The sequence below is a fragment of the Mesorhizobium sp. CNPSo 4684 genome (genome assembly GCF_057784315.1).
Genome location: NZ_JBWLUX010000021.1, coordinates 1 through 22,077, shown reverse-complemented (window position 1 = coordinate 22,077; position 22,077 = coordinate 1). Strand labels below are relative to the sequence as shown.

Genomic DNA, 22,077 nt, shown 5'->3' with positions numbered 1-22,077 from the left:
AGGCGCGCCCCTCGTGGAGCAGACCGAATGATGACCTTGGCGGCTCTCGACGAAAGGCCGTATTTTTGCGCGAAAAACTCCATCAAATATGGTCGGCCTTCTGATTTCGCTCCCAGTATCCTTTGCCCTTTTGACATGCTCCTTTTCTCAACCATGTCCAAAATGGCCGACGCGATATTGCCCGGTGAGACAACAGTGAAACCCGCGCCGGGCCACGGCGGTATACGGGACCCGCCAGGGTTGCAAATGAACGGCAACGCTTGGTAACGTACAGTCGAATCCCTTTGAACTCTTTCACCGTCGTGTGCTCATGAACACCCAGGCGTTCGGCAACGTCCTTGCTTTGCAAGCCCTGCGCGCACAAAAGGATCATCCGACATCGATCCGATAAGGAGCGTGGCGCTCTATGCCGGCGCACCTGAGATTCCAGAAAACTTCTATCCGCGTCGCTCAGAACGACGACGTCCGCCTGCCTGCCAACCATCGATCAAACTCCTGCTCTTGTGACAGAAGCCGAACAAAATGAACCTTACTTTGGTTCCAGGTGACTAGGGTCCGGCCTTGCATTCCCGGCCTGGAAAAGGCAAATCCTCAGACTAGACGACCGTCGCTTGGTAACAGTCGTTCACGAGCATTCGCCGCTTGCCGATGACGCCCGCGCTCTCAAGGCTTTCGCTCCTGCTTGGCTCTGGCAAAGCCGCGATCCGTCGCGATGAAGCGTTCCAACATCGGCACAATCAGCCGCACGGGATCGGCTGATGGCTGACCTGAGTCTCGCCCTAGGATCTCGGCATATCTGGACAGGTCGCGGTGCAACCGCGCCGGCACCTCCACTGTGACTTTGACTGGCTTATTGTCTGCGATCGGACCGAGTTTCAACTTGGCCATTTCAGCCTCCATAGGGTTCGAGCACGAGATCGCGCGTAACGACGACACGCACATTAAAGCCCGGTCGTATCGTCAGCGTCGGAGCGATGTTGAGCTGGCGCTGAACGATCTGCTGGCCGACCTGGCTGATGCTGTCGGAGGCGCCGCCGCGTAGCGCGCGCACGATATCATTTTCCTGGCCCGACGAGCCGGCCTCCGCGCCGACGCTGAGGATGGTGGTGAGCGCAGCCGCCTTGAACAACTCGGCCCAGTGGTAGTCCACGCCGTCCTCAAGGCCGGCATAGCCTTGGGCGTCAGTGCCAGGCTGGCGTTCAAGGACAATGGAACGGCCGTTGGGAAAGACCAGCCTGCTCCAGACGAGCAGCATGCGCCGCTGGCCGAACCCGACCCCGTTGTCGTATTGGCCAATGACGCGCGTGCCTTGCGGGATCAGCAGCGAACGACCAGACGGGCTGTCATAGACATTTTCGGTCACCTGCGCGGTGATCTGACCGGGCAGATCGGAACGGATACCGGTGGTGAGGGCCGCCGGGATGACAGCCCCTGCCTGAAGCACATAGGGCGATACTGGCGGCGTGACGCGATCCGGCGCCACGGTGCGCCGATCGGCGGCCGCATTCAGAAAGTCGAGTTGACGGTCCTGTGTGGTGGACTGGCCGATCTGACCGGCAAGGTCGGGGCCGCCAAGGTTCGGCGGGGAGGTTCCTCCGAGCTCGGTTTCGGCCATAACCCCAGTTGACTGCCCTGTCTGGAAGAAGACACGCGAGATTCGGGCCGCCTCCTCTTCAGCCCGCCGGCGTTGTTCGGCCTCATCGACCATGGGTGTCGCGATTGTCGGCGGCACGACGGGCTGCCCCTTGTGCGGTGCGTCAAGCATCGGTCGGCCAAGATCGCCAGGCAGCGGCGGCCCAAGAACGGGACCGGTGTAGTCGCCTGGCAGGCTGGCCAGTCCGTCGGCGGGCTGCCTGTTGGACGTCGAGTACAGCTCGTCGCCATGCCGGCCGGTTTCACTCGTTTGAAGCGCGTAGATTAGCGCACCGCCGACGCCAAGCGATGCACCTAAGCCAAGGCCGGCGAGCACCTTGCGGGACAGGCGCGTGACGCGCGGCGGATCGGCGCGAAGCTGCATAGGGGCAGCCGGGATTTCGTTCTCGTTCATGATTGCTCCCCTCCCCTTTGACGATATGCGTTCCTTGCATTCGGCGCCGCGTTTCTGCCTGACATCCACGGACCTCTCCTCGTGGCATCGGCGCGAACGATCCTGACGGTCTGTTGCCGCTTACCACTGCCAAGCCGCAATTCCGCCGCGCCAAAGAGACGGTCGACGATCAGGGTGTTCTGGTAGACGCGGCTGTTGGCAATCTCGGCCTCGCCGTCCGGGCCGATGACGAAGATGGGCGGCATCTCGCCTTGCACGATCCCGCTTGGAAACTCGACATAGACCCGCCTGCCGTCGTCATAAACGCTGACGGGCCTCCAGGGGGGCGCGTCGCCGGTGAGACGATAGCGGTGGTTGCGTGCGGTGATGGCGGGAATCACCGGTGTCGCGGGGATCGCACGCGCTTGTCCGGCCGACGGCGCGGGATAGGCCCATGCCACGGCGGGCATGTACGGCTTCTCGCCCGATTGCAGCTCGATCATGTAGCTGCGCCGGTCGGTGGTGATGACGAGATTGGTGTTGATGTCCGAGCGCGAAGGTTTTACCAGCACATGGACACGCCGGGTGAGGCCAGATCCGCTTTCGGTGTTGCCGATGATCCAGCGCGCGGTATCGCCCGCCGCGATCGGACCTTCGCCGGTCAGGCTTTCGCCAGGCTCAAGCGCGATGTCCGTTATCTGTCCTGGAGCGGCATAGACCTGATAAAGGGCTCCTTCACTCCAAGGATAAATCTGAATGGCGTTGTAATAGCCCTCACGACGCGGCTGGACTCGCGCCGCCGCGTTGGCGTTCTCGACGCGCGCCTCCGGCGTGCTGCCGGCGACACCGCCGCGGGCCGGGACCCACCCTGGTGGAACGTGTAGCGGCTTTGGCCTTTCATCGAGCGCGGCTACCGGAGCGGCGGGCAAAGGCGGCACGTAGGCATCATAGGACATCTGAGGTGGTTTCTGCGGTGTGGCGCAACCGGCAAGTATGGAGCCCGATAGCAACACCAAGGCAACCGCCGACCTTGTCAAAGCGGGAGCGGCGATGACACACAATGGCAGGTTCATTGGCTCATCTCCCGGGACCAGTTGATGGCGTTGACGTAGATGCCGAGCGGATTGGCGCGAAGACGTTCGGCGTCGTTTGGCATCTGTGTCACGATCGTCAGGATCGCGGTCCAGCGCTCGGTGCCGGAAAGCTGGCCGTTTTCGTAGTGGTGCTCGATCCAGGCGACACGAAAGGAGCCGGGTGAAGCCCTGATGACCGAAGAAATATCCACCGCGACCTGCTGCTGGCCGACCCTGGAGAAAGGGTCGTTGGCGCGGGCGTAGTCGTTGAGCGCCGCAGCGCCCTGGTCGGTGGTCCATTCATAGGCGCGCAGCCAGTCCTGGCGCAGGATGATCGGATCGGCGGGGATGGAGCGCACCTGTTCGACAAAGCGGGCGAGATGCCACGCTATCTGAGGATCAGTCGGCTTATAATCTGCGATCGCGGGCGCGGTCGCTTGAACCTGGCCCATCCTATCGACCTGCACGACCCAGGGCACGACAGTACCGCGGCCCAATTGCCAGACCAGTGAAGTGGAAAGGCCTGCCGACAAGATGAGCGACCCGAATGCCATGGCGCGCCAGTTGCGGGCCTGCACGCGAGCAGAGCCGATGCGTTCATCCCAGATCTGCTCCGCCTTTTGATAGGGGGTTTCCGGTCGAGGGGGCTTGCCGTAGTGGACCACGGGTCGCCTAAAGATATTCATGGATCATTTGCCTTCAGAAAGAGAAATCGAAGCTCCGCCGCCATGGCTGTCGCCGGCGCGTACCGCGTGGGCGGCGGCCTGGGCGCCGTGAGAGAGGCGTTGAGAGCGCTGCAAGCGTCTGGCCCATTCCGGCTGTGCGTGAGTGCCGGATGGCTTGCCCGCGCCTGACGCAGGAGCCGCGGCTGACAACGCGGCGCCGCCGATCGTTCCCATGGTCGACGAACCGCCGGTGATTTCAGCCGCCGAACTGGCGCCGGAGGCGAAGCTGGACTTAAGCGCCTGACCGGTGTTTGCGGCGGCGCGCTTGAGGGGGGAGGCTGCTGCCGCAGCGCCGGCGCGCGCAATGCCGCCCAAGCCGGAGGCGATGCCTGCCGCGCCAGCTTGGCCCGCGGCGCCAAGCGTATAAGCGGCCGAGGCGCCGCCAGCGAGTGACGTGCCGCCACGCGCGGCTGACACCGCTCCCGAGAATGCGGCTGTCCCACCTCGCGCCGCCAGGCCGGCCGCGCCATAGCCCGCAACCGCCATGCCGCCCGCGGCAAGGCCAGTGCCGACGGCCGCACCGGCGCCAAGCTGCGGTCCACCCGCGACGAGGCCGTTGGCGATGCCAGGACCGAAGATGCCGAGGCCAAGCAGCGACAGCGCCGCCAGCACGATCGCCATGGCCTGGTCGATGGTGGGGCTCTCGCCGCCGAAGCCTTGGGTGAATTCGCCGAAGAGCGTCGATCCGATGCCGATAACGACGGCAAGCACCAGAACCTTGATGCCGGACGAGATGACGTTGCCGAGCACGCGCTCGGCCATGAAGGCAGTCTTGCCGAAGAGACCGAAGGGAATCAGCACGAAGCCCGCCAGCGTCGCCAGCTTGAACTCGATCAGCGTCACAAAGAGCTGGACCGCCAAGATGAAGAAGGCGAGCAGGACGAGCGCCCAGGCAAAGAGCAGGCAAGCAATCTGGATGAAGTTTTCAAAAAAGGAGACGTAGCCCATCAAACCGGAGATCGCGTCAAGCAATGGTCGTCCCGCATCGAGACCGGTTTGCGCCACCTTGCCGGGGTGCAGCAGGTCCTGTGCCGAGAAGCCGGTTCCACTCGCCTTGAGACCAAGACCGGAGAAACTCTCGAACACGATTTGGGCGAGTCCGTTCCAGTTGGATATCAGATAGGCGAAGACACCGACGAAGAGCGTCTTCTTGACAAGCCGCGCAAGGATGTCGTCATCAGCGCCCCAGCTCCAGAAGAGCGCGGCGAGCGTCACGTCGATGACGATCAGCGTGGTGGCGACAAAGGCGACCTCGCCGCCCAGCAGGCCGAAACCGCTGTCGATGTAGCGGGTGAAAGTGGCCAGGAATTGGTCGATGACACCGGTATTGCCCATATTTATCGGGCCTTGTGCAGGGCCGCATCTGGCGCTTCCGGCTCGCCTATCGAACGCCCCGATGGTTCTTTGAGACCGAGGAAGCGATCGCGCTGTTCGGCCCATAGCCGGGCGCATCCATCGTCACGCAGGGCAGCCTCGCCGAGGACCTGGCAGCGGCGCAGACCATCGCGAAGCGGGTTCGGCATCGAGCCTGCGGTTGTGTGCGCGCCCTCGCCCGCCGGCTTGTTCTCGTTCCGCCTCATACCGAGCGCGGCTGCCGTGACGGCGGCCGCGACTAAGATGACAGCCACCGTGCGAGCGAGCGGTTTTCCGTCCATGGCCTTCGATCTCAGCGGTTGAACATCTGGACCGAGCCGGCCTCGTAGCCGGAGCCTGGCGCCAGGAAGCGGCGGCGTTGCTCGCGGCCCTGATCGACCGCGGCGGCACGCTCGGCCTCACTCAGAGCCTGGGCGCGGCCGTTGGCGGCGACCATAGCGGTCAGGTCCGCGAGCTGCTGGCCCTGGAGCGCAAGAAGCTGATTGCCAGCTTGCGTCGCCTGCAGCGCTCCCGTCGCCGATTGGCTGGCGTCGACCAGCGCCGACATCTGTGCGCGGCTGGACTCGATGTTTCCAACGACGCCCGCCTGGACGCGCATGGCGTCCTGAAGGCCACCCACCGTGTTTTGCCAGCGCGAGCGCGCGTCCGTGACGAGCTCCTGGTCGGATGCAGAGAGCGACACGCTGCCGTATTGCTGCTGAAAGGCCTTGTCGACCTGCTGGACGTCGAAGGCGATGTTTTGTGCTTGCCCGAGAAGCTGTTGCGTGCGTTGCACCGACTGTTGCAGTTGCTGCAGCGAAGACAAAGGCAGGCTCGCCAGGTTACGCGCCTGGTTGATCAGCATCTGAGCCTGGTTCTGAAGCGAGGTGATCTGGTTTGTGATCTGCTGCAGCGAACGCGCGGCCGTCAGAACATTCTGGGAATAGTTCGATGGATCAAACACGATGAAGGCATAGGCTGGCGCAGTCATCATCGGCGAGATGGCGACCGGGGCGGCGAGCATCGCCGCGACCACAAGAAGGGCGCGTGGTCGGCTTTGACGAACAGTCATGGTTGGGAATCCTTTTCAGGTTCGGGAAGGGTGAGGTTGGGAATGAGGTCGGCGGCCCAGCCGACGTCACGGGCACGCAGCCAGGCCGCCAGGAAGCCGTGGCGGCCATGCTCGGCGATGATGCTGCCGATCAGGGCCTGATCGCTCTTCGAGGATGCGGCGCAAAGTGCCAGCCCGACCTCGGACAGGCCGAGCTCGAAGAGACGGTTGCCGCGACGGGACTGGCAGTAGTAATCGCGCTTGGGTGTCGCTCTCGCCAGGATTTCGATCTGGCGGTCGTTCAGGCCGAAGCGCCGATAGATGGCGGTAATCTGCGGCTCAACCGCGCGCTCATTGGGCAACAGCAGCCGGGTTGGACAGCTTTCGATGATCGCCGGCGCAATAGTCGAATTGTCGATATCGGCAAGCGACTGGGTGGCGAAGACGACGCTGGCGTTCTTCTTGCGCAGCGTCTTCAGCCACTCGCGCAACTGCCCGGCAAACCCCTCGTCGTCGAGGGCGAGCCAGCCTTCGTCGATGATGAGCAGCGTCGGACGCCCGTCGAGCCGGTCGCCGATGCGATGGAACAGATAGGACAGGACAGCCGGCGCGGCTTGCGTGCCCACCAGTCCTTCGATCTCGAACGCCTGCACCAAAGCCTGGCCGAGGTGTTCGGCCTCGGCGTCGAGCAATCGGCCGTGAGCGCCTCCGACACAGTACGGGCGCAAAGCCTGTTTCAGATCATTGGCTTGCAAGAGCACACTGAGCCCGGTGATGGTGCGCTCCTCGACGGGAGCCGAGGCAAGCGACGTCAGCGCCGCCCAGATATGCTCCTTTGCGGCCGGGGTGATCTGGATGCCCTCGCGCATCAGGATAGCGACGATCCAGTCAGCTGCCCAGGCGCGCTCGTACGTGTCATGAACCCGGGCGAGCGGCTGCAACGAAACGGAGGCGTCCACGCCTTCGGTGAGGTGCCCCCCGAGATCGTGCCAGTCGCCACCCATGGCGAGCGCAGCGGCGCGGATAGAGCCGCCGAAGTCGAAGGCGAATATCTGAGCCTTGCGGTAGCGGCAGAACTGCAGCGCCATCAGCGCGAGCAGCACCGACTTGCCGGCGCCAGTGGGACCGACGACCAGCGTATGACCGACATCGCCGACATGAAGGACCAACCGGAACGGGGTCGAGCCTTCGGTCTTGCCGTAAAGCAAGGGAGGGCTGACCAGATGCTCGTCCCGTTCCGGCCCCGCCCACACGGCGGAAAGGGGCATCATGTGGGCGAGATTGAGCGTTGAGATGGGCGGCTGACGGACATTGGCGTAGGCGTGCCCGGGCAAGGAACCAAGCCAGGCGTCGACGGCGTTGACGGTCTCGGCAATTGCCGTGAAGTCGCGGCCCTGGATGACCTTCTCGACAAGCCGCAATTTCTCGTCGGCAACGCGCGGGTCGCAATCCCATATGGCGACGGTGGCGGTGACATAGGCCATGCCCGCCATGTCGGCGCCGAGCTCCTGCAACGCCGTGTCGGCGTCGGCCGCCTTGTTGGCGGCGTCGGTGTCGAGGAGGGCTGACGCTTCGTTGGTCATCACCTCCTTGAGGATCGAGGCGATGCTCTTGCGCTTCGCGAACCATTGCCGCCGTATTCTGGTCAACAGTCGGACAGCGTCGACCTTGTCGAGCAGGATCGCTCGGGTCGACCAGCGGTAGGGGAAGGCCAGCCGATTGAGGTCATCAAGCAGGCCGGGTGTCGTGGCGGTCGGGAAGCCGACAATCGAGAGCACGCGAAGATGCTTGTCGCCAAGTCGCGGCTCGAGCCCGCCGGCGAGCGGTTCATCGGCCAGCAGCGCATCGAGATAGATCGGCGTCTCGGGGACGCGCACCTTATGGCGTTTGGTCGAGATGGTCGAATGCAGGTAGGTGAGCGTTTCGCCGTCATCGAGCCAATGGCATTCCGGCATGAACCCGTGGAGCAGGGACAGCACGCGCTCTGTCCGGTCGACAAAGGCGCGCACGATCTCGCCTGGATCCGCGCCCGACTGGTCGCGACCTTCATAAAGCCACCCCTCGGCGCGCGTGGCGTCTTCGGGCGGTGGCAAAAACAGGAATGTGAGAAAGTAGCTCGATACGAAATGGACCCCCTCCTCGTCGAAATCGGCTTTGCGCTCGGCATCGAGCAGGCTGGAGGCCGCATTGGGAAACTGGCTCTCGGGATAGGAGGCGGCTTCGTGCCGCTGCGCTTCGACAAAGACGCTCCAGCCCGAGCCGAGGCGACGAAAGGCATTGTTGATGCGCGACGCCACCGCAACAAGCTCTGCCGCGACGGCGGAGTCGAGATCGGGGCCGCGAAACCTCGCGGTGCGCTGAAAACTGCCATCCTTGTTGAGCACGACGCCAGGCGCGACGAGAGCTGCCCAAGGCAGATAGTCGGCAAGGCGAGCAGCGGTCCGGCGGTATTCGGCAAGGCTCATCATAGCGGCGCACTCAAACCAAAAGATGTCCGGGGAGCCGCAGGTGTCGGCGCCCAACTTCGAAAAACAGAGGATCGCGCCTGGCGGCCCATACCGCCGTGAGATGTCCGATTGCCCAGATGAGGAGACCGACCAGCCACAGCCGCAGCCCAAGACCAACAGCGCCCGCAAGCGTGCCATTCAGGATCGCGATTGCGCGCGGCGCGCCGCCGAGCAGGATCTGCTCCGTCAGCGCCCGGTGAACCGGCACCGTCCATCCCGGCACCGCGTCGAGTTGTTCAAGGGCGGTTGTCATCAGATCAACGCTCCGCCGCCGAACGAGAAGAACGACAGGAAGAAACTCGACGCCGCAAAGGCGATCGAAAGGCCAAAAACGATCTGGATGAGCCGCCTGAAGCCGCCCGAACTGTCGCCGAAGGCCAGCGTCAGGCCGGTGACGATGATGATGATGACGGCGATGATCTTGGAGACCGGTCCCTCGACGGACTGCAGGATCTTTTCGAGGGGCTGTTCCCACGGCATCGAGGAGCCTGACGCGTGGGCGCTCGAGGCGACCAGGAGATTGACGGCAAGGGCGGTGGCCCCCGTGGCCAGGCGGCGGTGGCAGCGTACAAGGAGGCGGATCATGAGGTTTCCCCTGGGTTGATCGATGTGGCTTTAGCAATGCGATAATCGCCGTCAGGGCCGAGACCCTCGACCCGGACGAGTTCGCTAAGCCGTCGCGCGGTGCCACGTCCGGACAGGACGGCGACGAGGCCGATCGTGTCGGCGATCAAGGCACGCGGGACAGTGACGACGGCTTCCTGGATAAGCTGCTCAAGGCGGCGCAGGGCGCCGATGCCGGAGCCCGCATGAAGGGTGCCGATGCCGCCGGGGTGGCCGGTTCCCCATGCCTTCAGCAGCTCGAGGGCCTCGGAGCCACGCACCTCGCCGACGGGAATGCGATCGGGCCGCAGGCGCAGCGAAGAGCGAACCAGGTCGGCCAGCGTGGCGACGCCATCCTTGGTGCGCATTGCGACAAGGTTGGGCGCCGCGCACTGCAGTTCGCGGGTGTCCTCGATGATGACGACCCGATCCATCCCTTTCGCCACTTCGGCGAGCAGCGCGTTGGTGAGGGTGGTCTTGCCAGTCGATGTGCCGCCGGCGACAAGGATGTTCGCGCGACCGGCAACCGCGTCGCGCAATATCGCGGCCTGACCGGCGGACATTGTTCCTGCCGCGACGTAGTCATCGAGCGTGAACACGGCCACCGCAGGCTTGCGGATCGCGAAGGCGGGTGCTGGGACGACAGGCGGCAACAGGCCCTCGAAACGCTCGCCGGTCTGCGGCAACTCGGCCGAGACGCGCGGGGAACGGGAATGGACCTCGGCGCCGACATGATGGGCGACCAGGCGCACAATCCGCTCGCCAGCGGCAGGCGCCAGCATTTCCCCTGAATCGGCCAAACCTTCCGAAAGCCGATCCACCCAGATACGACCATCCGGGTTCAGCATTATTTCAACGATCGCGGGATCGTCGAGAAACCGGGCGATGGCGGGTCCGAGCGCGGTGCGCAGCATGCGCGAGCTGCGCGCGCGTCCCTCGGTATCGTTGTGCGATGTAGCCATCCTGTCCCCGTTTGAGCCGGGAACGCGTCAAGCAACGCCCGGTCGGGGACGATCAAAAGAGCCCTGAAGCGGTCCGATTCAACGAGTTTCAGCCGTCATCGTAGCGTAGCGCGCAATTACCGGCCAACGGCGGTGCCGACGGCACTCGCACTATAATGTAAACTTTCGCAATAGTAAGTATATGTTTATTGACATTCGATTCCCACCGGGTTTATGAGAGAACCACCGATGGCCTGCTCCTACAGGCGATCGTTCTTTCCACGGCGCGGAGGGTGTCATGAGGTCCGGTCCGGAGAGCGCGATTTCTCGGCGCAAAACCGCCCTCCTCGGGCACGCCGAAACGATACTGACATCGTCGCCGCCCGCCCCGACGAACAGTTGAGGCACCCCGTGAACATGATCGAGATCTGGCTGGGCATTCTGCAGGGGCTGGGCGTCACCGCGGAGGTGACCGCCTATGGCCTGGTCTTTGCGGTCCCCTTCGCGCTCGTCTTCGGCGTCGCGCAGTTTCTGACCACGGGCATGACGCGCTTTCTGGTTACCGCCGTGATCGAATTCTGGCGTAGCTCAGCGGTCGTCGTCCTGCTCTTCTTCTTTTACTACGTGCTGCCGGTGATGGGGGTCACTCTGTCGGCGCTCACCGTCAGTGCATTGGTGCTCGGTCTCAACACTGGCGGCTATGCCAGCCAGGCGGTTCGCGCCGGGTTGCAGTCTCTGCCCGCCGGCCAACGCGAGGCGGGCATGGCGCTCGGCCTCTCGCGCCCGGCGATCCTGCTCCTGATCGAGCTGCCGCAGGCGCTGGTCGCGATGAGCCCGACCTTTGTCAACAACCTTATCCAGCTCGTCAAGGCGACTTCCCTCGTCTCGCTGGTCACGCTGACGGACATGACCTTCCGCGCCAAGGAAATCGCGCAGACCGACTACGACCCCGTGGCGATCTATTCGGCGCTGCTGCTGGCCTTCTTCGTCGTCTGTTATCCGATCGCGCTTGCAGGCCGCTGGCTCGAGGCGCGGGTCAATCCCGAAAGAGGAACGCCGCGTGGGATTTAACTTCGATTTCGCACTATCGACCGTCCCGACGATCATCGCGGCGATCGGAACGACTCTGCTCGCGACGGTGTTGAGTTGTCTCGGCGCTTCGGCGCTTGGCTTCACTTTCGAACTGACCCGCCGCGGGGGCGGTGTGACTGGTCTCGCCGTCCGCTTCCTGATCGACTTCATCCGCTCGACGCCGGTTCTGGCCTGGCTCTATTTCCTCTATTTCGTCCTGCCCTTCTACGGGATCCGGCTTGGCGCCATGACAGTCGGCATACTGGGGCTGAGCCTGTACTACAGCGGCTATCTGGCGGAGGTGTTCAAAGCGGGCATCGACGCGATCCCAAAAGGCCAGCAGGAAGCGGCCAGAGCCTTGTCGCTCACCCGCCGCGACACGGTCGTTTTCGTCATCGCGCCGCAGATGTTGCGCAACGTCGCGGCACCGTTGGGCAACTATCTTGTTTCGATCCTCAAGGCGACGCCCTATCTTGCAATCCTGGCCGTGCCCGAAATGCTCGGACGCGCCTTCGATATCGCTTCTGAAACCTATCGATACGCAGAGCCGCTGACCGTTGCCGGCATCCTGTTTCTCGCGCTAGCGCTGATACTTGCTTATGGCGTGAAGCGCATCGAGCAGCGCCTTGCAGTTGGACGCCGCTGATGCTCGCTCAAGCCCCACCTCCAGTCCCGGCCCTTCAATCCACCGCTCATGTCCGGATCGACGGCCTCAACAAATGGTTCGGTGCCCTGCACGTTTTGAAAAACATCGATCTTTCCGTACGAGCAGGCGCACGCATCGTCGTTTGCGGACCGTCCGGCTCCGGCAAGTCGACCTTGATCCGCTGCATCAACGGTCTCGAGCCCTTCCAAAAGGGAACGATTCAGTTCGAAGCGGCAACTCTGGACAAAGATGGCCGCGATACCACGAAGGCGCGCCGGCAGACAGGCATGGTGTTTCAGAGCTTCAACCTGTTTCCGCACCTCACCGTGCTCGCCAACTGCACGCTGGCGCTGCGCCGCGTTCTCCTGAAACCGGCACGGGAGGCCGAAGAGATCGCCATGCAGCATCTGACAGCGGTGCACATCCCCGAAAAGGCGCAGGCCTATCCGGCCCAGTTGTCGGGCGGCCAACAACAACGCGTGGCGATCGCGCGCGCGCTTTGCCTCAATCCCCGCATCATGCTGTTCGACGAACCCACCTCGGCGCTCGACCCGGAAATGATCAAGGAAGTCCTGGACGTCATGATCGCGCTGGCGGCAAGCGGTGTGACCATGGTCTGCGTGACCCATGAAATGGGTTTCGCACGCGAAGTCGCGGATGAGATCGTTTTCATGGACGAAGGCCGCATTGTCGAACATGCCTCGTCCAAAGACTTTTTCTCAACAGCCGCTCACCCACGCGCCCGGCTGTTCCTGGATACCATCCTGAGCCATTGAGAGCAGATGCGTGTGGACCGGCGTGCCGGCAATGGGCGCGCACGAGCGCCAACTGCCGGAATCGCCGAGCAGGTCACCAGTCCGGCGCAAACGCGTAGCCAGCCGAGCGGACCGTCCGGATCACATCGCTTCCCACGGACGCCCGAAGCCTTTTGCGCAGCCTGGCTATATGGACGTCGACGCCCCGCACATCGGTCGCGGCGGCATGTTCAGGCCAGGCGGTCGCGACCAGTTCCTCGCGGCTGAAGACCTTGCCAGGCTGCCCCAAAAGGCTGCGCAAAAGCTTGAACTCGATCGGTGGCATCAGGATCTCGTTTTGCTTGAAGAATGTCCGGTGAGTCTGCCGCTCGAGCCGGAAATCGCCCTGAACCAACTCACCCGAGTCCGTTTCGCGCGATAGCTTCGCAAGGCCCGCTTTGCCGTGCAGCCAGGCCAGAAGCTGTTCGGGGGCGAACGGCCGCGAAAATATCTCGTCGACGCCAGCCTTGATCAAATCGAGATGCAGCTTGCCCGAACGCGGGGCAACCAGACTCACGACCGGCGTCCCTTTGGTTGCGGCGCTAGACTTCAGCCAGGCGCACTGCTTGACGATTGCACGGTCCCCTGGATTGCAGTCCATGATCATGGCAAGCGGGGTTGTGGCCGCGATGGCGCGTGCGATTTCCCGGTCTCCCGTGATCAGCTGTGTTTCGAAGCCGGCTACGGAAAGTATGTGCCCGAAGACCAGGAAAAAATCCGGGTCCTTCGAGGCGATCAGGACCAGCGGCTTCATGAGTCCATCAACCGGGTTCGACGCGTCATAGCGCTGACTAGCGCGCAAATGGGCGCGATGACAATATCCCTTGGTTTCTTTGAATCTATTCGACCTTTCTGAGTCGCGCCTCAGCCCGAGTCTCGGGTGCTTATGGATAAAGCGGGAATGCATCGAGACGGCGGCTTTGCGCCCAATGTCGGCCGTTAAAGTTAGTTGTGCCACCACCTGACAGCGGACATTACCGGCGACCGCGCTTGAGGGCGTAGTTGCGCCTGGAACGGACCTGCCTTCAACCAACTCATTTTCTGGGCATCATATTCAGAGTCATTGCTTCACTCTCCTCGTGGCCTGCTGATATTCAAGCCCCAGTCGCGGCTATTTGGGCCCCCATCCGATTGACAAGCGCGACATAACGGGGATGAGCGCGGAGCGAGTCGAGGTCGCTATCCTGACGCATCCAAGGCATGCGCAAAATGAGGTAGGCATGTGATGCAGTTAGCTGACGTTCCAGGCAATCGATAGCCTGCTCCGTCTTGCCCAGCTTCGCATAAAAACAGCCTATGTTGTATTGAACCGCAATGTTGTCGCCGGCGAACATTTCAGCACGGGAGGCCCACGATAGCGCGCGTTCAATCTCGCCAATTTCCGCCAGCATTGTGGCGCCGTAACATAGCGCGGTGGCATTGTCGGGATGCGCTTTGACTTCCTTCTCCACACCCAGAACACCTTGCCTTGCTGCTTCCTTGGCGTCGTCGCTGCGGCCAAGTGAAACATAGACCATCACTAGATTGGTCCAGACCCGATAGTCATCGGGTGACAACGATGCGGCACGCTGGTACAGAGCGGCAGCTTTCTCGTATTGACCTTGAATGAAACAATTCCGGCCGTAAGCGAAATAGGTATCGGAAGAACTGGCGTCTAACTCTAAAGCTCGCTCGAACTCCACCTCCGCCTCGGCATACCGGCCATGTACGAACAAGGCCCCGCCACGTGATGCGTGGGCGTCGGCGAGACCTGGCTCAAGTTCCAGCGCCCGTGCGCTGTTGGAAAGGACTGCCTCGAAGCTGGCGTCGGGATCGTTGCAAGTCAACAGAAGCCACTCACAATCAGCCAAAGCGGCATAAGCGCGCGCATAATTTGGGTCAATTTCAACAGCTCTGGCAAACAGTCGCTGCGCTGTTTTGATAAACTTGGTCTCGACTCCCCTATTGAGGAACGACCTGCCCATCAACAGCGTCTCGTAAGCCTCTGGGTTGTCGGTCGAGCGGTTTGTAATAGTCTCCAGTTCTTCGGGCAACAGCTTCACTTTGAGGACATCGACTATGGTCTTGGAAATCTCGTCCTGCAGTTTGAAGATATCGTCCAGCGTCCGGTCATATCTCTCGGCCCAGATATGGTCGCCGCCACGACCATTGATTAGCTGAGCCGTGATGCGCACCCGTCCTCCAGCCTTGCGTACACTTCCTTCCAGGACGTAGGCGACATTCAGCTTCTTCGCCACTTCCTCGATTAATACCGCCTTGCCCTTGAAGGTGAAGACCGTATTGCGCGCGACCACGGAGAGTCCGGACACCTTCGAAAGGTCGGTGATAATGTCCTCGGTGATGCCGTCGGAAAAGTACTCCTGCTCGGGATCGCCGCTCATGTTGACGAAGGGCAGAACCGCGATCGAGGGTTTATCCGGGAGTTGAGGCACCGGTTGCACCGCGCGTTTGCGGGTCCCCCCTATTCCGGCGCGGTAAACCTGCACCGGCTTTGCGATATTCTTGAGCGCGTGCTCGCCGAGATCGTCGAACGCCAGTGTCAGCTTGCCGGTGACATGATCGTGCACGGTGGCGGAGACGTAGATGCTGCCGGGCTCAGCCAGACCCTCCAGCCGGGCTGCCACGTTGACACCGTCGCCATAGAGCTCGCTGCCCTCGACGATGACGTCGCCCAGATTGATGCCGATACGCAGGACGATGCGGTAGGCCTTCGCCACGCTCTCGTTGGCCCCGGTAAAACCCTTTTGTAATTCGACGGCGCATTGGACGGCATCAACCGCACTGCCAAATTCCACCAGCACACCGTCGCCCATCACCTTGACCACGCGGCCGTGGTGCTGGGCAACCAATGGAACCAGAACATCGCGCCGCCGCGCTTTGAGAGCGGCCAGTGTGCCAGCCTCGTCGTGCTCCATGAGGCGCGAAAAGCCAACGACATCAGCAGCCAGAATCGCGGCAAGGCGGCGTTGGGTTCGAATCTCGGCCATGTGGGTTGAATACTTTCAGAAACCCGGCACCTGGGATTGTATTGGTGATCTGCCCTGGAGTCTATCCGGCCCGACTTCCGAGATGGGTCAGATCGCGTCGATGCACGGGGGCGCCTGAACGTCCGCTTCTCACATTCCAAGCCTCCAAGCCGCAAGTCCGCTTCCGGCCAAAAAGCTGTCGGTCAGCAATACGCCTCATATCGGCCGTTGCGGGCAGATCTGTTGAAAGCGGACATCACGGCGACCACGCGGGCGTCGCTCGCGACTTAGAGCGATCAAAACCGCCTTGGCCGAAATGAGAGTAGCCACCGTAGGCCGGATTTGGATTGTGCGTCAGGGCATTGGCAGGATGTTCTGGTTGAGGCGGAACAGATTGTCCGGATCGTATCTGTGCTTGATCTTGGCGAGCTTCGCATAGGCATCGGCTCCCAAGGCGTCGCACACGAGATCCGCTCCTTCGCCATGGCCGGGGAAGTTTAGATAGAGGCGGCCGGTCGAGTAGCGCTGCATGTCCTGCCAGAAGCTGCGAACCCAGCCGATGTTCGCATCGTCCTCGTCAGCGCCTGGCCAAATGGCGTCGAGGCTGAGCATGAAGGGCATGGAGCGGTCGCCGAAGGCAGTCTCATCGGCTGCAACGCGCTGAACGAAACCGCCGAACTTCCAGATTGAGGTGAAGGTCATTTCGGAGGGCCGTTTCGCCATCCGCACGGTGATCTCCTCGATGACCTCGTCGTCGAGGCGCGAGAGGTAGGTGGATTTCCAGTAGCAGCGGTCGCGGCCTTTCGGGAACAGCCCGTCATAGAGCGACTGGATGGTTCGATACGACATGCGGCCGCTGAAATCGACGAGCGGTTCCCCAAAGCTGCGCAACGGCGCCACGACGCGCTCGCCCTCGTCGGCCGGTCCGTCATAGACATGCGCGAGCGCCAGGACGCGCCGGCCCCTTGCATGCTCGGGGATCGAGGGATCGTCCGGCAGCGTGGAGAATTCCGCCAGGCCGCTTAGGCGATCGGGTGCGGTCTGCATGAAGTCGCGCCAGAGCGGAATGATCTCGTTGGCACGCTCCTCGGGATAGGTCGGACCGCACAACATCAGCTCCGGCTCGATCGGGTGCAGCTTGAACTCGAAGCTCGTCACCACGCCGAAATTGCCGCCGCCGCCGCGCAGCGCCCAGAAGAGATCCGGGTTCTGCGTCGCGTCGGAATGGATGAGGTTGCCATCGGCGGTGACCAGATCGGCGGCCAGCAGATTGTCGACGCTGAGACCGTGGCTGCCGCGCAGCCAGCCGATGCCGCCAGAAAGCGTCAGGCCGGCAACGCCCGTCGCCGAGATGAGACCGCCCGGCGTAGCGCGGCCAAGCGGGGTGGTGGCCGCATCGACATCGGCCCAGGTGGCACCGCCCTCGACGAAGGCACGGTCGAGGTCGGGCGCGACCTGTATGCCCTTCATAAGCGACATGTCGATCATCAGCCCGCCGTCGCAGACGGCGTAGCCTGCAACATTATGACCGCCCGAGCGGATCGCGATCACCAGCCCGTTTTCGCGCGCAAAATTCACCGACGCCACGACATCGGCGGCATTCCGGCAACGCGCGATGAGGGTAGGACGGCGGTCAATCATGCCGTTCCAGACGGTTCGCGTCGTGTCGTAGGATGAGTTTGACGGCTCCAGCACCTCACCTTGCAAGATGGAACGGAAGCTTTCGATGCTCGATGATGCAAGGGTAGCGGTGGCGGCCATGGGGCGGTCTCCTCGTTTCACGCACGCACGCACACACGCTAGCGCGGCACGGGCACGGCCGCTAAAGTCGAAAATGCTGGAAGGCGGTCATTTCTGCCATGATTGAACAGACCAGACCATTGAATGTAGCGATCCTTGCCGCTCCGGAGGCTACCGCCTCCACGATCTACGGCATGTTCGACTTGTTTTCCTCGCCCGGCAGGGATTTCCTGTTCATCACCAGCGGAGCCGCAGGCACGCCGCGCATGCGGCCCTATGTGGTTGCCGGGGACGGCAGCCCGTTTCGCGCGGCAAACGGCATCTGGGTGCGCCCAGACCACGGCCTTGCCGATTGCCCGCACCCCGACATCGTCTGTATTCCAGATTTCTTCGTCAATCCGGGCGAAAGCGTTGCCGGACAGTATGATGCCGAAGCCGCCTGGCTGAAGCGAGCGCATGACGACGGCGCCATGCTGGCCAGCGCATGTTCTGGCGCGGTGCTGCTCGGCGAGGCCGGGCTGCTCGACAATCGCGAGGCCACCATTCACTGGGGCTATGTCGAGACGCTCACGAACAACTATCCCGGCGTTAAGGTGAGGCCGGGCCAGTCGCTCGTGCTGAGCGGCGAGGCCCAGCGCATCGTCATGGCCGGGGGCGGCTCGAGTTGGCAGGATCTTGCCCTCTATCTGATCGCGCGCTTCGTCAGCCTCAGGGAGGCGATGGAGGTCGCCAAGGTCTACATGCTGCAGTGGCACGATATGGGCCAGCAGCCCTTCGCCGCGCTGATGCGGTTTCGCCAGACCGACGACGGGGTGATCAACCGCTGCCAGAAATGGGCCGAACGCAACTACCGGACGCCCGCGCCCGTCGCCGCAATGACCAAGCTGTCAGGCCTGTCCGAGCGCTCCTTCGTGCGCCGCTTCGCCAAGGCCACGGAAATGAAGGCAATCGACTACATCCACGCGCTCCGGCTCGAGCAGGCCAAGCAGTTGCTGGAGACGGGCGATCTCCCTGTCGAAGCAGTGGCCAATGAAGTCGGTTACGAGGATGCGAGTTTTTTCGGGCGTCTCTTCCGCCGCAAGGTCGGGCTGACGCCGGCGCAATATCGCATTCGTTTCAGTGCTCTCCGGCGAGCTCTGAGCCGCGATTGAATCTCGCTGCGACGCGATGCCGATATTTCGCTCTGCGCCTCAAGTCGGCCATAAAGATGAACTCGTCTCCGCCCAGAAGCAGACGTCATGGATGGCCATGCTGTAGGTCGTAGTCGCGCCACCAGCGGACATTCGCCGCTTGTGGCAACGATATAGGACCTAGGCCCGAGCGAGCTACCACGCGTCCAGTGTTGACCAGGAATGAAGCTACGCCAAACCCGCGCGACGGGCGCCTTCTCTGATCGCAGCAATGGCGACAGGATTGGTAACCGGATAGGTGCTGATAAACACTTCGGGTGTGAAGTCCGGGAACTCGTGCTTCAGTCGCGAATTGATCCTGGCGACCTGAGGCGTTTCATTGAGCATCGCATGAGCTATTGCCAGAAACAGAAGTGTGGCGGGTGAATCTGGCGCAGATTGACGTAGCGCGACCAGCGCTTCCCGATAAAGGCCTAGAACGTAGCTGCATCGCGCAAGCATTCCGTAATACCAGGGAACATGAGGATTTAGCCGGACCGCTCGCTTGGCCAGTTCGTATCCCCGCATCGGGTCGCTGCCAACAAGAGCAAGGCTACCCGCAAGGAAGGCAAGTGAGTCAGCGTCATTTGGAGCAGCCGCCAACACTCGGTCATGTTCTTCGACAGCAGCCTCGACGTCGCCTTGCAATGCTCGAAGATCAGCAAGCATTATGCGGGCGTAAAAATCGGCCGGATCGAGCGCCAGCGCTTGCTTGACACATTTGCTCCAGCTCTCGATCGAGCCGGAAACGTTGTCGGTAAACCCGTTGATAGCGTCCACAGCGTGCGCAAGTGCCAGCGCGGTCCAGGCTCTTGCTAGACCCGGGTCGAGTTCGATCGCACGCGCCAGAAGCCGTATCGCCTCCTTGTTCGACTCTCGGGTGAAAAGGTGCTTCTGCTCAAGCCCAAGCAGATAGCAGTCATAGGCCTGCAAACTTGCTGGAGGCTTCCGACGAGCCGCATCACGGCGCAGATTGGCGAGCTGACCGTGGCAAGTTGCGAGGACATTGATGACGTTCTCGGTCACGCTGTCCAGCATCGCAAACAGGTTCTTCGCGGAACGATCGTAACGCACCGTCCAAACATCGACCCCTGTGTGTGCGTCGACGAGTTGGACGCGGATGCGCACCCGCTGCCCGTCCGCTTGAAAACTTCCCTCGATCACGTAGTCGGCATTCAACTCTCGTCCGAGGGCTCGCACGTCAACACGCCGTCCCTTGTAAGAAAGCATTGTCTGACGGGCGATCACCGCAAGGTCCCGGTAGCGGGCGAGATCAACTATGAGGTCCGCCGACAAACCATCCGCGATACGAGTCCAGCGTTCTTCTCCGCCTAGATTGTCGAACGGGAGAACTGCGAGGACCGGCGGACCCGACTCGTCGGTCGAAACGCTTCCCGGTGGTGCCTGGCTGCGGTCCTGCTGGAGGTGATCTGCAAGGAACGCAGCAAGCGCAACTTTGCTGCGAACATCGAGCTTCCGATAAATGGCCGAAAGATGGGTTCGAACGGTGGTAGGCGCTATGAAGAGTGTTTCGCCGATTTCGCGATAAGTCATTCCCTCCGCGAACTTTGCCGCGACCAGCAACTCCCGATCCGACAAGCCGGCGAGAGGATTGCCTACGGCGCGAAACATCGTTCCGGTTTCCCTTCCGCTGCCGACCTGTGGCCAGAACCCGATGACCTTACATCAGCGTGAAAATACTACAGATGCGACATCGAAAACACTGCATTTGCACGATTCCATCCGACGGGTCAGCATCCTAGCCTCCGCAGGTCGGCAGGGTCTGGTCGCTTGGCAGGCCCAGGTCGATTCAGAACACGGAGGGCCTCCATGACAAAGTTGTCTGTCTTGACCGCAATACTGGTGCTGTCGGTGTCGGCGGGGCCATGCTTGTCCGAAGGCACCCAAACTAACGGCAAACTGATTTCCGAAGCAGCGGTGAAAGCTGCCAGCGCTGAACTATATTCCGACATCCTCGTGCGAGCATGCAGGAACGGATGGCGGTATCCTCGCAGCTACATCGAAAACGGATTCAGGCGCCACTTGGCAGAGCTGAAACTGCAGCTTGTCGACCAGGGTTACACTGTCGTACCCGATATGACCGCGAATGATCCGCAGGTCCAAGGAACGATATTGGGCGCCAAACGCCGTCTGGTTGGCTCGCGCCAATTCAGCTGTTCCCACCCATACTGGCGCGATGAATGACCTTCCTAGTCGACGATATGCAATCCGAAAGGCTGATTCGAGTCCGTAGAACGTCATGAAACGAAGGTCCGGATCGGGTCAGATCCTGACAATGCCCACGCCACCCATTTATGTCCGCTCACGAAGACTCGCAGCCTGAAGCTGCCAGTCCGCTTCCGGCCCCAAGGCTGCCCGTATGAAAGGTGCCATAATCGGACATTGTAGTATCGACGCGTATCCGCAGGCTCCTTCACAGCGACTAGGGTAATATCCGAGGATCCACCACCGGAATTGTGCGCTAGATCGGCAAACCTGCTTTGGCGGCACCTTCAATAATTCGCTCCGGATCGGACGGACTGGCGAACCAGAAGTTCGAAAGGCGTTCCCGAAGTGAATAGGCCGGGTTGATGGCAGTTAGATCGTTCCAGACTCGGCGGGCCTCCTCACCCAAATGACCAAGCGCCGAGCACAAGTATCCGCGACATATCGGTTTTTGGGACCAGCAGGATGCGCGCCCGGAGCAGCGATGCTGCCGTTTCGTAGCGTGCTCCGAAGAGGTACGCCCTTGCAAGGTGGTGCAGGTTCTGGTGAGTCAGCGCCGGGTCGAGCCGGATGGCCTCCTCAAAGTAGGGGATAGCTTCCAGTGGCCGGCCCCCGTGCGTGAACGCATTGCCGCGTCCCACTTGAACGAGGGTATGGTTAGGGTTGATTTCGAAGGCCTTGAGGGAGTCGGTCTCGACGCGGGCGCCGTCCTTTTCCATCAAGGCCACAATCGACGAGATGCCATAGCCTAGTGCAATGTCCGGATCGATTTCGACGGCGGCATCGGCGCATCGGCGTGCTTCAGCGACCCCGGCGGTGACGTCCGGTAGCCAACGGTTCACGGCCATGGTCAAGAACGCTATTGAAAGGGCGACGTCCCGGGCAGGGTGGGATCGACGGCAAGCGCACGGCGCATGAGTTCGATGCCGGCGCGCGCCCGGTCCGGAGATGGACTCTCTGCAAACAGTATCGCTCTGCCCCTAAGGGATAGGTCCAACGCTTCGAGGTTCGCCGACTTCCCTTCGAGCTCGACTAGATGTGGAGCCTCAACAGGTTGTCCTGGTTCGAGCCGAGGCGGCTGATTGGTGTTTTGGATTTTAGGCTGCCGTGCGGACGATGCCAATTATATCTGTGGAGCCAGACTGGAAGCTCGGCTGCACGGCTGTCTGAGGTCGGATAGGCGACA

At 62.1% G+C, this 22,077-nt stretch carries 22 protein-coding genes and 1 pseudogene; 5 read left to right on the top strand and 18 right to left on the bottom strand.

Annotation, left to right across the window (positions count from 1 at the left end; all coding sequences use genetic code 11):
- Window positions 1-298: 298 nt before the first annotated feature.
- The 12 genes and pseudogenes from AC04SG_RS20135 to trbB all read right to left on the bottom strand — a co-directional run.
- A pseudogene (locus AC04SG_RS20135) lies at window positions 299-484 on the bottom strand (helix-turn-helix domain-containing protein); the annotation flags it as partial.
- 179 nt (window positions 485-663) lie between these two features.
- Window positions 664-888, bottom strand: a complete 225-nt coding sequence (locus AC04SG_RS20130; RefSeq protein ID WP_488552469.1) for a DUF2274 domain-containing protein — start codon at window positions 886-888, stop codon at window positions 664-666.
- 1 nt (window position 889) lies between these two features.
- The gene (locus tag AC04SG_RS20125) at window positions 890-2,047 is read right to left on the bottom strand and encodes a TraB/TrbI/VirB10 family type IV secretion system protein (protein WP_488552468.1); all 1,158 of its coding nucleotides are present in this window, start codon (window positions 2,045-2,047) and stop codon (window positions 890-892) included.
- Window positions 2,044-3,099 carry a P-type conjugative transfer protein TrbG gene (gene trbG, locus AC04SG_RS20120; RefSeq protein ID WP_488552467.1) on the bottom strand — a complete coding sequence of 352 codons (1,056 nt, stop codon included), beginning with the start codon at window positions 3,097-3,099 and terminating at the stop codon, window positions 2,044-2,046. The genes AC04SG_RS20125 and trbG overlap by 4 nt, the downstream gene beginning before the upstream one ends.
- Complete coding sequence (gene trbF, locus AC04SG_RS20115) at window positions 3,096-3,785, bottom strand: conjugal transfer protein TrbF (protein WP_488552466.1); 690 nt, start codon at window positions 3,783-3,785, stop codon at window positions 3,096-3,098. The genes trbG and trbF overlap by 4 nt, the downstream gene beginning before the upstream one ends.
- A gap of 3 nt (window positions 3,786-3,788) precedes the next feature.
- Complete coding sequence (gene trbL / locus AC04SG_RS20110; protein WP_488552465.1) at window positions 3,789-5,159, bottom strand: P-type conjugative transfer protein TrbL; 1,371 nt, start codon at window positions 5,157-5,159, stop codon at window positions 3,789-3,791.
- Between the two features lie 2 nt (window positions 5,160-5,161).
- Window positions 5,162-5,479 carry a putative entry exclusion protein TrbK-alt gene (trbK-alt, locus tag AC04SG_RS20105; RefSeq protein WP_488552464.1) on the bottom strand — a complete coding sequence of 106 codons (318 nt, stop codon included), beginning with the start codon at window positions 5,477-5,479 and terminating at the stop codon, window positions 5,162-5,164.
- A gap of 11 nt (window positions 5,480-5,490) precedes the next feature.
- Window positions 5,491-6,249, bottom strand: a complete 759-nt coding sequence (trbJ, locus tag AC04SG_RS20100) for a P-type conjugative transfer protein TrbJ (protein ID WP_488552463.1) — start codon at window positions 6,247-6,249, stop codon at window positions 5,491-5,493.
- Window positions 6,246-8,696, bottom strand: coding sequence for a conjugal transfer protein TrbE (gene trbE / locus AC04SG_RS20095; RefSeq protein WP_488552462.1), 2,451 nt, complete (start codon window positions 8,694-8,696; stop codon window positions 6,246-6,248). The genes trbJ and trbE overlap by 4 nt, the downstream gene beginning before the upstream one ends.
- 10 nt (window positions 8,697-8,706) lie before the next feature.
- A complete protein-coding gene (locus tag AC04SG_RS20090) occupies window positions 8,707-8,988 on the bottom strand; it encodes a VirB3 family type IV secretion system protein (RefSeq protein ID WP_135880879.1) in 282 nt (93 codons plus the stop codon).
- Window positions 8,988-9,320 carry a TrbC/VirB2 family type IV secretion system protein gene (locus AC04SG_RS20085; RefSeq protein ID WP_488552461.1) on the bottom strand — a complete coding sequence of 111 codons (333 nt, stop codon included), beginning with the start codon at window positions 9,318-9,320 and terminating at the stop codon, window positions 8,988-8,990. The genes AC04SG_RS20090 and AC04SG_RS20085 overlap by 1 nt, the downstream gene beginning before the upstream one ends.
- A complete protein-coding gene (gene trbB, locus AC04SG_RS20080; protein ID WP_488552460.1) occupies window positions 9,317-10,300 on the bottom strand; it encodes a P-type conjugative transfer ATPase TrbB in 984 nt (327 codons plus the stop codon). The genes AC04SG_RS20085 and trbB overlap by 4 nt, the downstream gene beginning before the upstream one ends.
- Window positions 10,301-10,690: 390 nt before the next feature.
- Between trbB and AC04SG_RS20075 the strand changes: the two genes are divergently transcribed.
- The 3 genes from AC04SG_RS20075 to AC04SG_RS20065 are packed head-to-tail and all read left to right on the top strand — an operon-like array spanning window position 10,691 to window position 12,772.
- Window positions 10,691-11,350, top strand: a complete 660-nt coding sequence (locus AC04SG_RS20075; protein WP_488552459.1) for an amino acid ABC transporter permease — start codon at window positions 10,691-10,693, stop codon at window positions 11,348-11,350.
- The gene (gene ehuD, locus AC04SG_RS20070; RefSeq protein WP_488552458.1) at window positions 11,340-11,996 is read left to right on the top strand and encodes an ectoine/hydroxyectoine ABC transporter permease subunit EhuD; all 657 of its coding nucleotides are present in this window, start codon (window positions 11,340-11,342) and stop codon (window positions 11,994-11,996) included. Before AC04SG_RS20075 ends, ehuD begins: the two co-directional genes overlap by 11 nt.
- Window positions 11,996-12,772, top strand: coding sequence for an amino acid ABC transporter ATP-binding protein (locus AC04SG_RS20065; RefSeq protein ID WP_488552457.1), 777 nt, complete (start codon window positions 11,996-11,998; stop codon window positions 12,770-12,772). Before ehuD ends, AC04SG_RS20065 begins: the two co-directional genes overlap by 1 nt.
- Before the next feature lie 73 nt (window positions 12,773-12,845).
- Here the strand turns inward: AC04SG_RS20065 and AC04SG_RS20060 are convergent, their stop codons facing one another.
- The 3 genes from AC04SG_RS20060 to AC04SG_RS20050 form a co-directional block, all read right to left on the bottom strand.
- Entirely contained in the window at window positions 12,846-13,544 is a 699-nt protein-coding gene (locus AC04SG_RS20060) for a winged helix-turn-helix transcriptional regulator (RefSeq protein ID WP_488552456.1), read from the bottom strand.
- 340 nt (window positions 13,545-13,884) lie between these two features.
- Window positions 13,885-15,777 (bottom strand): tetratricopeptide repeat protein, encoded by a 1,893-nt coding sequence (locus AC04SG_RS20055; protein WP_488552455.1) that lies wholly within the window; start codon window positions 15,775-15,777, stop codon window positions 13,885-13,887.
- A 333-nt stretch (window positions 15,778-16,110) separates the two neighbouring features.
- On the bottom strand, window positions 16,111-17,517 hold the full coding sequence (locus tag AC04SG_RS20050) for an FAD-binding oxidoreductase (RefSeq protein WP_488552454.1): 1,407 nt from the start codon (window positions 17,515-17,517) through the stop codon (window positions 16,111-16,113).
- Between the two features lie 98 nt (window positions 17,518-17,615).
- On the opposite strand from AC04SG_RS20050, the gene AC04SG_RS20045 reads away from it, so the two are divergent.
- Complete coding sequence (locus AC04SG_RS20045; RefSeq protein WP_477345601.1) at window positions 17,616-18,647, top strand: GlxA family transcriptional regulator; 1,032 nt, start codon at window positions 17,616-17,618, stop codon at window positions 18,645-18,647.
- Window positions 18,648-18,854: 207 nt separating this feature from the next.
- Here AC04SG_RS20045 and AC04SG_RS20040 read toward each other — a convergent pair whose 3' ends face one another.
- A complete protein-coding gene (locus AC04SG_RS20040) occupies window positions 18,855-20,297 on the bottom strand; it encodes a LuxR C-terminal-related transcriptional regulator (protein ID WP_488552453.1) in 1,443 nt (480 codons plus the stop codon).
- Window positions 20,298-20,495: 198 nt separating this feature from the next.
- Here AC04SG_RS20040 and AC04SG_RS20035 point away from each other — a divergent pair, with 198 nt between their 5' ends.
- The gene (locus AC04SG_RS20035; protein WP_477345599.1) at window positions 20,496-20,870 is read left to right on the top strand and encodes a hypothetical protein; all 375 of its coding nucleotides are present in this window, start codon (window positions 20,496-20,498) and stop codon (window positions 20,868-20,870) included.
- A 422-nt stretch (window positions 20,871-21,292) separates the two neighbouring features.
- On the opposite strand, the gene AC04SG_RS20030 is transcribed toward AC04SG_RS20035, so the two are convergent.
- Window positions 21,293-21,745 carry a tetratricopeptide repeat protein gene (locus tag AC04SG_RS20030; protein WP_488552452.1) on the bottom strand — a complete coding sequence of 151 codons (453 nt, stop codon included), beginning with the start codon at window positions 21,743-21,745 and terminating at the stop codon, window positions 21,293-21,295.
- A gap of 178 nt (window positions 21,746-21,923) precedes the next feature.
- A partial coding sequence (locus AC04SG_RS20025) for an integrase core domain-containing protein (protein WP_488552556.1) occupies window positions 21,924-22,077 on the bottom strand: 154 nt, incomplete at its 5' end.

Bases quoted from the DNA above. Each gene is read 5' to 3' on its own strand.
- AC04SG_RS20130 (WP_488552469.1), bottom strand. From the start codon at position 888: ATGGCCAAGTTGAAACTCGGTCCGATCGCAGACAATAAGCCAGTCAAA.
- AC04SG_RS20125 (WP_488552468.1), bottom strand. From the start codon at position 2,047: ATGAACGAGAACGAAATCCCGGCTGCCCCTATGCAGCTTCGCGCCGAT.
- trbG (WP_488552467.1), bottom strand. From the start codon at position 3,099: ATGAACCTGCCATTGTGTGTCATCGCCGCTCCCGCTTTGACAAGGTCG.
- trbF (WP_488552466.1), bottom strand. From the start codon at position 3,785: ATGAATATCTTTAGGCGACCCGTGGTCCACTACGGCAAGCCCCCTCGA.
- trbL (WP_488552465.1), bottom strand. From the start codon at position 5,159: ATGGGCAATACCGGTGTCATCGACCAATTCCTGGCCACTTTCACCCGC.
- trbK-alt (WP_488552464.1), bottom strand. From the start codon at position 5,479: ATGGACGGAAAACCGCTCGCTCGCACGGTGGCTGTCATCTTAGTCGCG.
- trbJ (WP_488552463.1), bottom strand. From the start codon at position 6,249: ATGACTGTTCGTCAAAGCCGACCACGCGCCCTTCTTGTGGTCGCGGCG.
- trbE (WP_488552462.1), bottom strand. From the start codon at position 8,696: ATGATGAGCCTTGCCGAATACCGCCGGACCGCTGCTCGCCTTGCCGAC.
- AC04SG_RS20090 (WP_135880879.1), bottom strand. From the start codon at position 8,988: ATGACAACCGCCCTTGAACAACTCGACGCGGTGCCGGGATGGACGGTG.
- AC04SG_RS20085 (WP_488552461.1), bottom strand. From the start codon at position 9,320: ATGATCCGCCTCCTTGTACGCTGCCACCGCCGCCTGGCCACGGGGGCC.
- trbB (WP_488552460.1), bottom strand. From the start codon at position 10,300: ATGGCTACATCGCACAACGATACCGAGGGACGCGCGCGCAGCTCGCGC.
- AC04SG_RS20065 (WP_488552457.1), top strand. From the start codon at position 11,996: ATGCTCGCTCAAGCCCCACCTCCAGTCCCGGCCCTTCAATCCACCGCT.
- AC04SG_RS20060 (WP_488552456.1), bottom strand. From the start codon at position 13,544: ATGAAGCCGCTGGTCCTGATCGCCTCGAAGGACCCGGATTTTTTCCTG.
- AC04SG_RS20055 (WP_488552455.1), bottom strand. From the start codon at position 15,777: ATGGCCGAGATTCGAACCCAACGCCGCCTTGCCGCGATTCTGGCTGCT.
- AC04SG_RS20050 (WP_488552454.1), bottom strand. From the start codon at position 17,517: ATGGCCGCCACCGCTACCCTTGCATCATCGAGCATCGAAAGCTTCCGT.
- AC04SG_RS20045 (WP_477345601.1), top strand. From the start codon at position 17,616: ATGATTGAACAGACCAGACCATTGAATGTAGCGATCCTTGCCGCTCCG.
- AC04SG_RS20040 (WP_488552453.1), bottom strand. From the start codon at position 20,297: ATGTTTCGCGCCGTAGGCAATCCTCTCGCCGGCTTGTCGGATCGGGAG.
- AC04SG_RS20035 (WP_477345599.1), top strand. From the start codon at position 20,496: ATGACAAAGTTGTCTGTCTTGACCGCAATACTGGTGCTGTCGGTGTCG.